This is a genomic window from Robbsia betulipollinis, assembly GCF_026624755.1.
In the GTDB taxonomy this organism is placed as follows: Bacteria; Pseudomonadota; Gammaproteobacteria; order Burkholderiales; family Burkholderiaceae; genus Robbsia; species Robbsia betulipollinis.
Window position 1 is genome coordinate 57,397 of sequence record NZ_JAPMXC010000012.1, and the last position, 14,696, is coordinate 72,092.

Annotated in this window: 15 protein-coding genes and 2 pseudogenes; 14 read left to right on the plus strand and 3 right to left on the minus strand. The window is 54.5% G+C overall.

Features of this window, described 5'->3' with window-relative positions:
- Positions 1 to 28 precede the first annotated feature (28 nt).
- From OVY01_RS21855 to OVY01_RS21870, 4 genes are all read left to right on the plus strand, one after another.
- Positions 29 to 934 (plus strand): glycosyltransferase family 2 protein, encoded by a 906-nt coding sequence (locus tag OVY01_RS21855; protein ID WP_267849720.1) that lies wholly within the window; start codon positions 29 to 31, stop codon positions 932 to 934.
- Between the two features lie 89 nt (positions 935 to 1,023).
- On the plus strand, positions 1,024 to 2,205 hold the full coding sequence (locus OVY01_RS21860) for a glycosyltransferase family 4 protein (RefSeq protein ID WP_267849722.1): 1,182 nt from the start codon (positions 1,024 to 1,026) through the stop codon (positions 2,203 to 2,205).
- Positions 2,206 to 2,421: 216 nt separating this feature from the next.
- A complete protein-coding gene (locus tag OVY01_RS21865) occupies positions 2,422 to 3,762 on the plus strand; it encodes a flippase (RefSeq protein WP_267849723.1) in 1,341 nt (446 codons plus the stop codon).
- Positions 3,759 to 4,724 (plus strand): glycosyltransferase family 2 protein, encoded by a 966-nt coding sequence (locus OVY01_RS21870; RefSeq protein ID WP_267849725.1) that lies wholly within the window; start codon positions 3,759 to 3,761, stop codon positions 4,722 to 4,724. Before OVY01_RS21865 ends, OVY01_RS21870 begins: the two co-directional genes overlap by 4 nt.
- On the opposite strand, the gene OVY01_RS23380 is transcribed toward OVY01_RS21870, so the two are convergent.
- A complete protein-coding gene (locus OVY01_RS23380; protein WP_432422297.1) occupies positions 4,637 to 4,855 on the minus strand; it encodes a helix-turn-helix domain-containing protein in 219 nt (72 codons plus the stop codon). The two genes, OVY01_RS21870 and OVY01_RS23380, sit on opposite strands and share 88 nt — an antisense overlap.
- 16 nt (positions 4,856 to 4,871) lie before the next feature.
- A complete protein-coding gene (locus OVY01_RS21875) occupies positions 4,872 to 5,732 on the minus strand; it encodes an SGNH/GDSL hydrolase family protein (protein WP_267849726.1) in 861 nt (286 codons plus the stop codon).
- A 69-nt stretch (positions 5,733 to 5,801) separates the two neighbouring features.
- On the opposite strand from OVY01_RS21875, the gene OVY01_RS21880 reads away from it, so the two are divergent.
- From OVY01_RS21880 to OVY01_RS21915, 10 genes and pseudogenes are all read left to right on the plus strand, one after another.
- A complete protein-coding gene (locus OVY01_RS21880) occupies positions 5,802 to 6,941 on the plus strand; it encodes an acyltransferase family protein (protein WP_267849727.1) in 1,140 nt (379 codons plus the stop codon).
- A 1,192-nt stretch (positions 6,942 to 8,133) separates the two neighbouring features.
- Positions 8,134 to 8,586: pseudogene (locus OVY01_RS21885) on the plus strand (ATP-binding protein); the annotation flags it as partial.
- 224 nt (positions 8,587 to 8,810) lie between these two features.
- On the plus strand, positions 8,811 to 9,038 hold the full coding sequence (gene tnpB / locus OVY01_RS23385) for an IS66 family insertion sequence element accessory protein TnpB (RefSeq protein ID WP_432422296.1): 228 nt from the start codon (positions 8,811 to 8,813) through the stop codon (positions 9,036 to 9,038).
- A pseudogene (gene tnpB, locus OVY01_RS23210) lies at positions 8,989 to 9,219 on the plus strand (IS66 family insertion sequence element accessory protein TnpB); the annotation flags it as partial. The gene tnpB (OVY01_RS23385) and the pseudogene tnpB (OVY01_RS23210), both read left to right, overlap by 50 nt.
- An 84-nt stretch (positions 9,220 to 9,303) precedes the next feature.
- Positions 9,304 to 9,501, plus strand: a complete 198-nt coding sequence (locus OVY01_RS21895) for a transposase (RefSeq protein WP_267849730.1) — start codon at positions 9,304 to 9,306, stop codon at positions 9,499 to 9,501.
- 24 nt (positions 9,502 to 9,525) lie between these two features.
- Entirely contained in the window at positions 9,526 to 9,804 is a 279-nt protein-coding gene (locus OVY01_RS21900) for a hypothetical protein (RefSeq protein WP_267849731.1), read from the plus strand.
- A gap of 23 nt (positions 9,805 to 9,827) precedes the next feature.
- The gene (locus tag OVY01_RS21905; protein WP_267849732.1) at positions 9,828 to 10,388 is read left to right on the plus strand and encodes a helix-turn-helix domain-containing protein; all 561 of its coding nucleotides are present in this window, start codon (positions 9,828 to 9,830) and stop codon (positions 10,386 to 10,388) included.
- Complete coding sequence (locus OVY01_RS23390; protein WP_432422298.1) at positions 10,327 to 10,509, plus strand: hypothetical protein; 183 nt, start codon at positions 10,327 to 10,329, stop codon at positions 10,507 to 10,509. The genes OVY01_RS21905 and OVY01_RS23390 overlap by 62 nt, the downstream gene beginning before the upstream one ends.
- Positions 10,510 to 10,536: 27 nt before the next feature.
- A complete protein-coding gene (locus tag OVY01_RS21910) occupies positions 10,537 to 11,787 on the plus strand; it encodes an IS256 family transposase (RefSeq protein WP_267849734.1) in 1,251 nt (416 codons plus the stop codon).
- Between the two features lie 102 nt (positions 11,788 to 11,889).
- Entirely contained in the window at positions 11,890 to 12,078 is a 189-nt protein-coding gene (locus OVY01_RS21915) for a hypothetical protein (protein ID WP_267849735.1), read from the plus strand.
- Between the two features lie 317 nt (positions 12,079 to 12,395).
- Here OVY01_RS21915 and OVY01_RS21920 read toward each other — a convergent pair whose 3' ends face one another.
- A complete protein-coding gene (locus OVY01_RS21920) occupies positions 12,396 to 14,384 on the minus strand; it encodes a hypothetical protein (protein ID WP_267849737.1) in 1,989 nt (662 codons plus the stop codon).
- Positions 14,385 to 14,696 lie beyond the last annotated feature (312 nt).

Consider the following 14,696-nt stretch of genomic DNA (forward strand, 5'->3'; position numbering starts at 1 on the left):
GGCCGAGAGGGAGCGAAGGAGAAAAACAATGAGTGCGAAAGTGTCAACGTTCCCAACTTTTTCAGTTTGTATTTGCACTAGGAATCGTTCGGAGGATTTGCGGCGGGCACTGCTTGCTACTCAGCGTTCCACCTATCCGATCCATCAAGTTGTCGTATCGGACGACAGTACGGATGCGGTAACCAAAGAAATGATAGCACTTGAATTTCCATATATTGTTTTTGTCGAGGGGCCCCGCAGGGGATTAAGTGCAAATCGAAACAATATCATAAGGGAAGCGACCGGGACCCATCTCCTTTTCATCGACGACGACGCCGTTCTCGGAGAAAATTTTTTTGCAATCATGGCTTTTCATATTCAGGGTCTGAAAATCAATGTTGACCATGTGATTGTTACCGGCTCGGAAATGACTCACGGCGAGCGCGTCGTTGCACATCGTCCTACCTATCTTGGATTCCAGGCCCATACCTACAGGCCCGGCGAAAAGATAGTTTCCACAGTTATTAATTCTGCGGTATTCCCAGCAAAGCTTTTTGAAAAGATAAGATTTGATGAAAACCTGATTTACGGATACGAGGAACTGGACATCGCAATGCATGCGGTGCTACAGGAAAGTTATAGGATAGATTGGGTAATCGAGGCGGTCAATGACCACTTTCCATCGCAGATCAACAGGGACTACTATGTTCCTTTTTTGGAGGCGTCTCGTCTATACGTTACTTACAAACGGTACCGTTGGCTTGAAAAAAACAAGTCGAAGGCGAATTTTTTTTTGATGATAGCGATAACGCAAAATGTGTTCCATATGTTGAAAACCAAGAGGTCATTTCGCGGTTGTCTCACGGCGACGAAGCTTGGTCTTAGTTACATTCGGAATCACTCCGCAATTTTGAATGCCAAACGTACTCCAACGATGACCGGTATTGAGTCATGAAATTAAACGTTTTATAAAACGTTGTATAAAATCCGAATTTTTCCAAATAAATTTTGAATGAAGTTGCATATAATTCCCGGGGAAAATCTGTGAATCAGGAAAAAACGATTGCACTGCTGCTGAGTACTCCGTGTTTCGAGGATTTTTTTGTAAGTGGGCTAGGATTGACTCTTGAATCTTATCTGGATCATTATCGCAACGATTTCTCCTGGTATTATTGCGATATGTTTTTGAAATACGGATGGAATCCTATAATTTATATTCCTTCCAAAACACATAGTGGAATCCACCGGGTCGACAACGGTGTGCAAGTCAGAATGCTGCCTTTGGAATCTTGGTTTCAGAAAGTGGAAAGAGTCCCCATATGGCGTACAAAGTACGGACGTTATGCTTCGCAGATGTTGAATACACTGTCGTTTAAAAAGCAAATTATCCAGGCAATTTCTCAGGATAATGTTGATATTCTTTATGTTCAGGAATATTGGTATGGAAGATATGATCTGTTGGCAAAGTGGTTTGGAAAAAAAGGAAGGCCGCTCATAGTGGGGGCCGATCATGGAGGATCCAAAGACGACTGGCTGCTTTGGAAAAAAAGGAAGTCTTTCTCAAAGTCCGACCTTTTGACTTCCCAGACGAAGCTAGAAGTTGAGGAAGTACGTGCTTTAGGTGGCAGGGCAGTACTGTTACCCAATCCAGTCGATGTTAAATTTTTTTCTCCTGCAGAAAATTCTGAAACCGGTTCGAAAAAAAATAAAACCGTAATTACTGTCGGCCGCTTCAACAACTCTCAAAAAAGGACAACCGATCTCATTGAGGCGTTCCGTTACATGGACGAAAGTTGGCACCTCGACATTTACGGTGTGGGCCCTGATAAAGTGTTGTTGGAGGAAACTATTCGGAAATTTGGTCTCGAGTCCAAAGTTACAATGAAAGGCTTTGTATCGGATCGTACCCAAATGCGCGACAGTTACCGGGCCTGCACAGTGTTCTGTCTTCCTTCGGCTCATGAAGGCCTCCCTATGGTGGCCCTTGAGGCAATGAGCTGCGGTTGTGCTGTTGTTGTAACGGACATTCGTGCGCTGGAAAACCTTGTGACCAATGGCGTAGACGGGATCAAGGTGCGAGTGGGTCACCCGGAAGAGCTTGCGCAAGGAATCCGCAAAGCTCACGAAGAGGCCCCGCGCCTGGGTGCCGCTGCACGGGCAACTATCATTGAAAAGCATTCGGCTGACAGTTTTATGGAAAACTTCGTGGCTGCTCTGGGCCTTTGAGATGGCTGGAACGTTTTACACTCACTTACAACTGTCGACCTCAATTTTTTCTCGGGCGGGTGGCCGAATTCCGGGGTGATCCGACGCGTCTTGATAAATAGGCCAACCCCTGAAGCCGGCCGCCGTACTAGCAGTTCTTGACTACCACTCATTTGCCGGTTCATGGCTGACTCGCGGAAGGCTTTGTGACCGATAGAGTGAACTTTCACGCTGGCGATGCAAACTGAGCTGCATCCTTGCCAGTTGCCACGTTGCAATGGCCGACGAGACCCCAAAGGTCGATCGGGCTTTGACTTTAATGACATCATAATGAAATATGATCGACGGATTGCAAAGAATTTTGCTTCCCTGATGCTGCTCCAGATTGGAAATTACCTGATTCCTTTGATTCAAACGCCATATCTCGTGCGAGTGTTGGGTGCTGCGAGCTTTGGAAGGGTAGGATTTGCAATGGCCGCTGCACAGTACATAGTCAGCCTTGCTGAATATGGATTCAATCTGACTGGGACGCGGAAGCTTGCTGTTTCACGGCAGGAAGGGGACGAAAAAGTAGCCGAGGTTTTTTGGGGGGTGATGTGGACCAAGCTGACGCTTGCACTGACCGGTGCGGTGCTATTGCTTGCGTGCGTTTTCATATTCCCAAAGCTGCATGAGTATTCTGCGGCGATCTACCCCTTCTTTTTTTGGGCTTTGGGAGTGTCGATGTTCCCGCAGTGGTACTTTCAGGGCATCGAAAAAATGGGCGTGATCACGGTGATCAATATGACTGCCAAGATTTCAGTCTTGCCGCTGACTTTACTGTTCATCCATACGCCTCAGGATGGCGTACGCTATGCCATCCTCTTTTCCTCGATTTATTTCGCGGCAAGTGCTGTCGGAGTGCTAGCGGCGATCAGGGAAGTCGGCATATTCAAAAGGCCACGCGTCGAGACGATATTGCGTGAGTTGAAAGAAGGCTTCTCGATGTTTTTTGCGATGGTGGGATACACCATCTATTCAAATACGAATGCTTTGGTCATCGGGCTCGTTGGCGGAGACGTCATGGTCGGGTTATTCATAGGTGCGGAGAAATTTTTGCGGGCGGCGCTCGGCATCTTGGGGCCGCTGCATGCAGCCATTTATCCTCGCGTTAGCGCGACCGCGGCTTCGGCAAAAAACAGCACTGTGGAGGCACTCCGCACGCTGTTGAAGTGGGAGGGGCTGGCGTCATTTGCCGTGAGCGTTGCCATGGCATTGTCTGCCGAATACATTGTCCTGATCTTCCTGGGGAAAAAATTTACGGGGTCAATCGAGATACTGCGTGCGATGTCGCCAGTGTTCTTTTTCACTGCCGTCAGCAGTATCTTCGGCACCCTGACGTTGTTGCCATTCGGCGAGCAGCGGGCCTACACACGGGTACTCCTCGCCGCCGCCGTAATCCATGTCGTTTCATTGGCCCTACTGGTGCCTAAATGGGGCGCGCTTGGTGCAGGCATTTCAATGTCTGTATCCGAAGGTGCGATCATGGTTATCATGTTTTTGATTATTCTGAAGAAACGACTGTTGGCGCGCACATGACAGGCATGCTCTATTCGCTCATTATTCCAGCTTATAACGCCGAGAAAACCATTGGTCGATGTCTGGTATCGGCCTTGGAGCAATTGCAGGGAAGCCCAAATGTCGAAGTCATTGTCGTGGATGATGGCTCGACAGACGGCACAGCCAACACGGCACGTTTGACAGCCGAACGGTATCCGGAAGTAATCACTCACGTTATTTCCCAGGCCAACGCGGGTGTGAGTGCCGCGCGCAACGCGGGCATTGCCTCCGCAAAAAGTGCGTATCTGGGTTTCATGGATGGCGACGACTTTTGGTTGCCTGAACATTGGCAGGAAGTGTCGCGACGGCTGACGGACGGTAGCAGCCCGGACATCGTCGAATTCAATGCTATTACGGTGGATCAGCACGGAACGCAGGCCGGGTCATTGAACATGTGTCTTTCTGGGGGAAGCAATGTCGTCAACGTCGATCTCGATGTACTGCTACGCTATGCCGCTTTGCACAAACATTTCCCGTGGGCACGTGTGTACCGCGCAGGACTTTTCGAAAGCCGACTTTTTCCCGTAAACCGCCACTACGAAGACAACGGTGCGATGCCATGGATGTATGCCGCCGCGCATCGCCTTTCGTCCATCAATAAACCGCTTCTAGCCTATACCATCCAGGACGGCAATAGCATCACCGGTCAATCCGCCAAGATTGGTCAGTCGATCGACCTGGCAAGTTATACCGCTGATGCTATGGAAGAGGCGAAGCACAGTGACTCGCTGCGTCTTTACTGGTACCTGATCGCTGCGCGTGCGGCGGCGGCGAATCATGCGCTGATTCGCCGGCTTCGCTGGTCGCATCGTTTGAGAGCGCTGCGTGTTGCACGTCGTATCCCAAAGATTCCCTATGGCTGTGTCTCAAACAGTGAATGGGTAAAGCTGCGCTTTCCGGCTTTGTATTTTTTGTTTCTTAGTCTGCGGTCCGCTCGATGATGGACGTAGCTCAATTCCCGATTGATACTTGACACCTTACGCCCGAGCAGTGTTGATATCGATCGTAAGCTCGCGCCCTTGCCGTCCCCGATCATGATCGCTGCGCGTTCTTCTGCACTTGATGGTTGAATCTAGACAGTTTGGCAGTTACCAATGACGCATGGCGATAAGCTCCGCTACCGAGTTGGCTACTACCTCGTATCCGGAATCATTGAGATGTATGCCGTCGTCGTGACCATTTCTGATTCTGAAATTGGGGGAAATTGTGCCAATTTTTCCCGGGATTTTTTTCATCAGTATATCTTCGACATCGAGATAGTTGCCGGGGTAAAGTTTTTTTAAATTATCGTTTATTTCAACGACTTTCTCGTATCGAGAATCTGACGGTTTTTCTTCGTTAGAAGTCAAAACGGATAGAATTAAAAAATTTTGATTTCTTGCGCGTGCTTTATCCACGATTGCTGAAATATTATCGAGACAGATTTTTGTGTTCCAATCGCGCACCACGTCGTTGCGGCACGCCCAGATCACCGCAATGCTACCAGGCGAGTAAGGAGCAGGAATGACAAGTGCAGAGCCTGCAGCAAATTTGACAGGCGACCCGCTGCTTGCTCGGGTGAACTCCTGCATCGGACGTTCACGAATATCACCTCTTACCCCTGCAAGGCTTACCGGAAAAGGAAGGGGAGAGTACCCGTCGAACACCTCGACATCAGCGAGTTGAATTTCTGTAGCGCCGCTGGACGGGATCTCGCCCCCTCTTACAATGCGAAGGGGGATGGCTCCGAATCGTTCGGCAATGCCCGTAGAAGTTTGCCCCGGATACCCCAGATTCGTGACCGGCCTGCCTGTTTTTTGTGCTAGCAGTGCGGGCCAAGAATGTGCGGTGTCGGTTGCGTTTACACCGTATGTAAGAGAGTCACCCCAGGCGTATACCGGCGCGAGCGGAGATGCAGTGGCAGCGCTGGAAATCAACGTCAAGGCAGCGTAGAATAACAAGTTTTTCATCTATTTAACATTTGGTAGTGAAAAAATCATGCGGAAAAAATTCGTCGAAACAACTAACTGGGTCGGGCAATGACGATAAAAACGCCTTCAAGAAGGCTACACCAGCTTGATGCTCTCCGTGGTATTGCTTCATGCATGGTGGTTTTCAGTCATTTCGCATTGATTGGTCCCCTGATTTGGATCAATCGAACACCATTGCGCCTGCTTGCCACCGGACACGAAGCTGTGTTGTTGTTTTTCGTTCTTAGTGGGTTTGTTCTTACTTTACAGCAAACTGGAAGCCGACGTGTTGGATACCCGGAATATTTATTGAAGCGGTTTTGCCGAATATATCTCCCCTATATTTGTGTTCTGGTTCTCGCAATTGTTTGTCTTTTTTTGACCTATCACGGCTTGGTGCCATGGGCAGGAGGTTGGCTGAACAGCGCTTGGATAGGGAAGGATTTGAGCATTGGCTATTTCGTAGACCATATCATTTTTGTCGGAAGCTACGATACAGAGCATATCATTCCTGTTATTTGGTCGCTAATTTATGAAATGCGAGTGTCAATTGTTTTTCCGCTGATCGTTTTTTTTATAATAAAGATGCGTTTGATGTATGTTGCCGTAAGTGCCATTTTTCTGTCTTTGGGCACTTTTTGCTACATTGCTTTAACAGGCGGGGATTCATTGGCTTTAAGTTTCCAAGCTAGTTATTTAATGACGCTGCACTATCTGGGTGTATTCGTGGTTGGCGCGCTTCTTGCGCTGAAGAGGGCGCAGTGGATGCCATGGCTACGTGAAGGCCGACGGCCCTATGCCGTACTGTGTGTTTCACTCGCCTTGTATTTCCTGTCCCGCGGTTTTCTCGTTTTCGGAGATAGCCCGATGATACGATGGGTTATCGAATTAACGGTCACGGCTGGAGCTGCCGGTATTATCGCAGTATCGCTCACATCAAAACGTATTGCGCATTTTTTGGCTCGCAGGATTGTTTTGTTTTTGGGTGATATTTCATACAGCCTTTATCTTGTTCATACAATCGTACTGCTGACGTTTGCTCATTTACTCTCGGATGCGAGACAGGCTTGGATGGCATTGGGTTTGGCTGCTTTGACGGTCATTCCCTTGGCATTCGTAACGTATTTTATTTTCGAAAAACCGTCTCTGTTGCTTGGTCGTTATTTGACTTCGCCGAAGAATTCAAAAGATCATTCACCGAGCAAATAAAAACTCGCCTTGCATTTGAAGTAATCCGATGGGTTAACCCAATCCTGGGGCAATGTGAGGAATTTGATAAAAGGTTTAAGGTGGAGGCGTGTAGTGGTCTAATGTATCTAGCCATGCCTCGAAATGACGTGCAGCAGAGGTGTAAGGCAATCTGTTGAACGGAGGTCGAAATGGGCGAAAAGAACGTACCGAATCGTCGCTATACGCAGGAATTCCGACAAGAAGCGGCCAGACTGGCCAATGCCGCCGGTTCATAACGAGGCGGCACGCCGTTTTGGGAGGGGCCGCTGGCCAGATCGGCAATTGGGCACGAAGCCAGTTGAAACAAGGATCTGTCGGCGTGCCGACCGCGGCAATGTCGGCACCCCGTGCCAAGCCGGCGGTCCCGGAACTGGAGGCGGAAAACAGCCGCTTGCGAAAGGAGCTTGCCAGCCTGAAGCCGGATGCGGAGATACTGCTCAAAAGCAACGGCGTACCTTGCGAAGGGGTCGCGGTGAAGTACGCATGGATCGACGCCCACCGCTGCCAATTCGATGCCATTCGACTTTGTCGGGTATTGGACGTTTCGCGCAGAGGCTACTGCCGGTGGCGAGTGCGAGCGCCAAGCAAGCGTACCTCGCAACGGGCGAAATTTGATGCGCAATTGGCGAGCTTACATGCACGAAGTCGTGGAACGTATGGTCGGCCAAGGTTGGTCGAAGAGTTCGCAGCGCTTGGGGTAAAGGTGAGCGCTGAGCGCGCGCGCAGAAGCCGGGTGCGACAAGGAATACGACCGGTGTACCGACGGGCCTGGAAGACGACCACGGATTCGGTGCATCGCCTGCCGGTCGCGCCAAACGTACTGGAGCGTCGATTCGATGGATGGATGTGAATCAGGCGAGGAGTAAGCGAGCGCGCCGCACCGCCATTGGCGGCAAGACGTCGATCCGGTAGCTGTCAAGGTAGTTGTCGCCTCGACGTTTGGAGTTAGGCAGCGCCGCACGCCCTTTTTTCGCGCCGCGCAATGCCTGTCACGCTGTCGATTCGGTCCGAGCCCAAATGCACGGCACCAACGCGCTACCAGTTGCGCGTGCATTGAGCGTCCAGCCAGGGCATCTTCCCGGGCCGATCCAAGCCTGGGAGGATCTCCGATTTCATAACGAGATCGGATGCGATGAGAGAAGAACAGAATGTAGTCGAGGCCAGGCCGTCGGCGACGCGTCGACGCTTCAGTACGAAGTTCAAGCGGGAACTGGTCGAGCAGACGATGCGCCCTGATGTCTCGATGGCCGCAGTGGCGTTGGCCAACAGGCTCAACACGAACCAGCTTGCCCGGTGGCGACGCGAGTATTTATCGGATATGGGTGCGTATCGGCTGCTCATCATCGACGAAATCGGCTACCTGCCAATGAACCGCGACCAGGCCAACCTGTTCTTCCAGGTGATCGCGGCACTGTATGAAAAAGGCAGCTTGATCGTGACGAGCAACCTGCCGTTCGGCCAATGGGACGCGACGTTTGCGAAGGACGCGACACTGACCGCGGCGTTGCTGGACCGGTTGCTGCATCACGCACACATCGTGCCGATCGCCGGCGAGAGTTACCGGCTCAAACACCAGCGACAGGCCGGCACGGTCCACGGCGTTAAAGCGGATAGGGCTGACTGAATAGGTCATGCCGCAAACGAAAATCCAGCACGCGCTGGTAATTGGAGGTGTATCAGTTTTAAATCGCTGCAAGCGCCAAAACTGTATCAGTTTTAAATCGCCGTTGACAAGGATGATCGAACCCGCGCCGCTCGCGGCGCCTCAGCCCGGTGCCGCACCGCCCGCGCCGGGCGAGATCGAGTGGCGTCAAGGTTCGAGCATAGTCATGCTGCGCGGCACGGTCGATGGGGGGGGGCGCTGCGTTTGCTGCTGTCTCATCTTGGTGCGATCGCCTCACGAGGCACACGTTGATCGGTCTGCCCACAGGCACGCAGGTCTGGTTGATCGCCGGGGCCACCGACATGCGGCGCGGCCTCAACGGCCTGGCCGCCATCGTGCAGAGCACGCTCGCCTCGAACCCCCTTCGGCGGCCACGTGTTCGCCTTCCGAGGGCGGCGCGGCGATCTCATTAAAGTGTGGTGGTGGGACGGCCATGGCCTGTGTCTGCTGAGCAAACGCCTGGAGCGTGGGCGCTTCATCTGGCCGCAGGTTGCCACCGGTGGTGTGCATCTGACGGCGGCGCAACTCGCGATGCTGCTCGAGGGGATCGACTGGCGCCACACGGTGCGCACCGCCCCGACGCTGGCTGCGTGACGCGGGTGTTGTAAACGGTCGTCCCCCGGTGTCACAGTAGTTGTCGCTTCTGAAATTTTTATTAAAGAAAATCAGATGTGAGAAATGGAAGCGAAACGGACGTATTCTGTCGAATTCAAGGAACAGGCAATTTCGAAGGTTTTGCAGCGTGGCAGCCGAACGCTGGAGGCTGTCGCCGACGAACTGAACGTGAACGTTTGGACATCGAGGAACTGGATGAAAAGTGTCGTCCCCGCAAACCGGAGCGTGCGTCCTGAACAGGGAAAGTGTCCCGATGACTGATCGCCGCAAGAACGACTCCTGGCCTTGCACGAGAGCCACGGGTTAGTCGACGCAGCGCTGAACGCCTGGTGTTGGGAGCACGGTCTATTTGCGCATCATCTGGCGAAGTGGCGGGCGGATTTTTGCGCGGTCGGCGCCGCTGGTGGCCGCAGCGAGAGCATCCAGGAAATGCGCGATCTCAAACAGGCCAATGTCCAGCTGCAACGCGAGTTAAACCGCAAGGAAAAGGCGTTCGCGGAGGCAGCAGCGTTGCTGGTGCTACAAAAAAAGTACCGTGCGCTGTTCGGGGGCGAGGCCGAATGACGGCCCCTGAAGAGCGCTAAACCTTGCTCGGCTTGCTCGGCTTGCTCGGCTTGCTCGGCGAGGCGTGCCTGGCCGGGGCGCGTCAGGCACGCGCCTGCGCCGTCCTGGGGCTCAGCGCGCGCACCGTTCAACGCTGGCCGCGCGGCGAACCTGACGCGGTGGATCGGCGTGCCTGGCGTCAGCACGAACCCCGTCACAAGCTGTGCGCCGAGGAACGAGCCGAGTTGCTGGCCGTGGCGAACTCGCCTGAATTCGCTCATCTGCCGCCCAGCCAGATCGTGGCGCGATTGGCCAACCAGCAACGCTATATTGCCTCGGAATCGATGTTTTACCGGATTCTGAAGGCGGAGCAACAACTCGCCCACCGGCGTAGCGAGCGCCGGCACAGACCCGCAGCAAGCCCCGCGCGGTGCATGCCGATGCGCGGAACCAATTGTATTCCTGGGACATCACCTATCTGCCCACGACAATCCGGGACAGTATTTTTATCTGTACCTGTTTCTCGACATATTCAGCCGCAAAATCGTCGCCTGGCAGGTCTACGCCGAGGAAAGCAGCGTGCTGGCCAGCGAAGTGCTGCGTGATCTGTGCGCGCGAGAAGCGATACGCGCCGAGCAGGTGACGTTGCATTCTGATAACGGTGGCCCGATGAAAGGCGCGACGATGCTTGCCAGGGACTGTCATAAATTTTGTGTGCGGGGCTGACATGTCGAAAAAGGACGATGCACAGCCATGGCACGCAAACCGAAGACACCGCCGCGGGAACCGCCCGCGATTCCCCAGGAACTGGTCGACCAGTTCGTAAAAGGACCGATGACGGCCGAAGCCGTCCAGGACGCTGCGATGGCGTTCAAGAAGGCCCTGATCGAGCGGGCCTTGGGCGCTGAGATGGGCCACCACCTCGGTTACGCCATCGGCACCGAACGGCCGCCCGAGACCACGAACCAGCGCAACGGCCGCAGCGCCAAGACCGTTCTCACGGACGATGGCCCGTTGGCGTTGCAGATCCCGCGAGACCGCAACGCCAGCTTCGAGCCGATCCTGATCCCGAAGCACGAACGGCGCTTCACGGGCTTCGACGACAAGATCATCGCGATGTACGCGCGGGGCATGACTGTGCGCGATATCCAGGCGTTCCTGCTGGAGCAGTACGGCACCGAGGTCTCCCCAGAGTTCGTCAGCTCGGTCACCGATGCCGTGATGGACGAAGTGCTCGCCTGGCAATCCCGGCCGCTCGAACCCATGTACCCCGTGGTCTTCTTCGATGCACTGCGTGTCAAGATCCGCTCCGACGGCTTGGTACGCAACAAGGCGGTCTACCTCGCGCTGGCAATTCTGCCTGACGGCACGCGCGATATCCTGGGCTTGTGGATCGAGAACACCGAGGGCGCCAAGTTCTGGATGAAGGTCTTCAACGACCTGAAGACACGTGGCGTGCAGGTCATGCTCATCGCTGTCACGGACGGCCTGCAAGGCATGGAACAGGCGCTGGGCGCGGTGTTCCCGCAGACGACGCTACAGACCTGCATCGTACATTTGATCCGCAGCAGCCTGGATTACGCCAACTGGAAGGACCGCAAGGCGCTCGCCGCCGCGCTCAAGCCGGTATACACAGCAGCGAGTGCCGAGATGGCGCAAGCCGAGCTGGATGCCTTCGATAGCGGCGAGTGGGGGCGCCGCTACCCGACGGTAGCTGCGTCCTGGCGACGGGCCTGGGAACGCGTGATTCCCTTCTTCACGTTCCCGCCGGCCGTACGCAAAGTGATTTACACCACCAACGCCATCGAAAGCGTGAACGCCAGCCTGCGAAAGATCATCAAAACGCGCGGCCACTTCCCAAGTGACGACGCGGCGACCAAGCTGCTATGGCTGGTCCTGCGCAACATCACCGCCGACTGGAGCCGCGCCGCGCACGACTGGAAAAGCGCCATGAATCAATTTGCGATTCTGTACGAGGAGCGCTTCACCAGACCCTATTTCTAATTTACGATTAATGCACTGCCCGGGACAGCATGGCCAGCTTCACCCGCCTCGCACACAAAAATCCTGACAGGCCCGCTTGCCACGCTTCAGGCGCTGGGCGTCATGCCCTCGCTGAGCCGCCCGGGCGTGAGCAACGACAATCCCTATTCCGAATCGCTGTTCAAAACCCTCAAATACCGGCCGGCCGGCCCCCTTGAGGCGTTCGATGGCCTCGCGCCGCGCGCGCCTGGGTGGGTGCATTGGTGCGCCGGCACAACGAGGAGCATCATCACGGCGCGATCCGGTTCGTGACGCCGGCACAACGTCACGCCAACCTGGATCGAGAAATTCTGGATTGCCGAGCGGTTCTTTACGAGACTACACGGCAGCGTCATCCGCTGCGCTGGAAAACCCGCACACGCAACTGGCAGCGCGTTGATGTCATGCATTTGAACCCGGACCGAATCGACAGCGTGAGAGGCACTGCGCAGCACGAAAAACAGGCCTGCCGCGCTGCCTAACTCCAGCCTTCGAGGTGACAACTACCCTGACAGCTACCGCATCCCGTGCTTCATCTGCTTCGAACTCAGCCAATATCCACCAGGCAAGATGCCTTGCCTGGACGCTTACTATTGAACCAAGGAAAGATAGCCTCCACTGGGATAAGCCGTATTCAACCATTTTGCGAAGCGGTTCAATTCTGAGCCGTCCACACCGTCCTTGCGCATCAACGAAATCTGGTTGTACGCATAAGTCGGGAAGTTGGTCAACGTCGGCGTGGGACCTTCGAGTGTATTGGGAACATAATCGCTCCAGCAAAGTTCACGAATGCTTATTCCGCAGCCCTCCGTTGAGGAAGTGATCCGTGCCCAGACGTTTATGTTGAACGAATTCGATACATCCGTCCAATTTGACAAATAAGCATTAACGACGGCCAACTCAGTTGCGCTAGCGGTGCCTTTCCAAATGCCGCTTTGACCGGATTTCCAGACATCGAGCGGACTTGTGTCCCGGGTCGTCCACCCTTGGTTGACATTGGCCACACCCACGCCATTGTCCATTTCCTGCGCACCTTTCGTCACGAACAACAGATTGCGCGCTGGTTCCAATCGTCCTGAGGCTGCCGACAAGTTATCGATCACGCCATACACATACTGCCAGTCCACCGGCAAGTGAACGTTATGCACGCCGTTGCCCGGATTGAGCAGAAGTTGCATTTCGTACCACTGGTTTGCTTTTGTATAGTGACCAACAGTACTGCCGAACATGCTGTTGGCAGGCGGAAAGTTCAGCATGTGCGGCGATACGTTGAAAAGGAAGCGCCAATAACCGCACCAGCCGCGCGCTTCCAGCTTCGAGGCCGGGGCGCCTTCCGTTGTCCATGCAATCGGGCAATTGGTCTCTAGATTGAAATCCTGCGCCAGTTCCCATGACTTGATGAGTTGCCACTGCGCCGTGCCGTAGATATTTTGCTGCTGTGCGATCGTGTATGCGCCGGGCGTGCCCCAACCGGAAGGCGCGAACCGCTCGCCGAATTCCACTCCCCAATAATATATATCCTGGAAGAAGCTGCCAGATTTCTGTTGCGAGTATGCGGTGCCGCCGGCCGTCAGTTTCGCACGCAAATTATACGTGGAAGTGCCCGTACCGTCACCGTTGTACTCTTTGTCCAAATTAGAACTGGTAAAGTAGCTGCCCCATGCATCCTTCGGATGAATATGGGGCACCCAGTGGTTCCAGTCCGGCAGTTGCAGGGAAATCGGAATTTCCCGAGCGTTCAAATGACCTGCCGGAGCAATCGCCGTTTTGGTGATGCCGTTCGGGAAAATAGTGTTCAGCGTATCGATATCGTTGTCGCTCACCGCTTCCAATCCCGCGCCGCAGGTCCAGTTCTTGACATCGCCCGCATCAAGTCCCGGGCCCGGCTGGTAAGGCGGATTCCAGGGGCGGCAATGTGTTCCCGGTACACCCAGCGTCGCCGTCAGGCTACGGATATAGCTGGCAATCTGCAGGCCCTGCGCTTGCGACAGACCGTGATACTGCGAACGCATCACGATGGCATAGTTCGAGTAGTTGAAGCGCTGCAGGTCGGAGCCATTGGCCGCGTGACAGTCCATGCAATGCGCCTGGATCGTCGAGGTGGTCAGCGATGAATCGGTCAGCGTCGCCGTTTGCCACAGTGCCAGGCCCGCGGCGATGTTCGCCGAATCGGTTTCCGGCGCGACCCACGCGGTGGGGTCGTCCTGCGTGAAAGCAGTCGATGCGACCAGCGACGTTCCACTGGAGTTTTGCAGATTTAATGCCAGCACGCGGTAGCCGGACGACACGCCATCGCTGCCATTGAAGCGAAAGCTAATGGTATTGGTGCCGTTTACACCGCCGGTGATGGGTACGGTCAGCTTCAGCGTATCGAATCCGCCGCCAATGCCGCCGTAGTATTTGCCCGAGCCTTGAATGGAAACCGCGGCATTGGTCAGGCTGATCCAGGCCCCGCCGTTGATTTGAACGGATGCCTTGTTGTCATAGGACAGGTTGTTGACCTGCATCCACAGCTTCGTCGCCGTGCTGCCGCTGGCGGCGGGCACCTTGACGGTGACGATCGTGCCCGTGGCGCCCATGACTTCCAGAGGAAGTACCGTGGTGGTGCTCGAGGTGGTGGTCAGTGCGTTGGTGGGGCCGGTGGTGGCCAGCGACGCAGCTGCCGTAGCGGCAGACGTTGTCGTGGCAGTGGTCGTCGCCGCAGTCGTAGTCGCTGCGGTCGTGGCTGTCGCAGCAGTGCTACTACCGCCTCCTCCGCCACAGCCTGCGAGGAACGCAGCCAGGGGAAGGGCGGATAACGCCGTACGGAAAGAATTCTTGGAAACACGCCTCATGATTGTCACACTCTCTAAACAGTAGCCGCGGCCTCTTGTGCGCGAATGATTGGGACT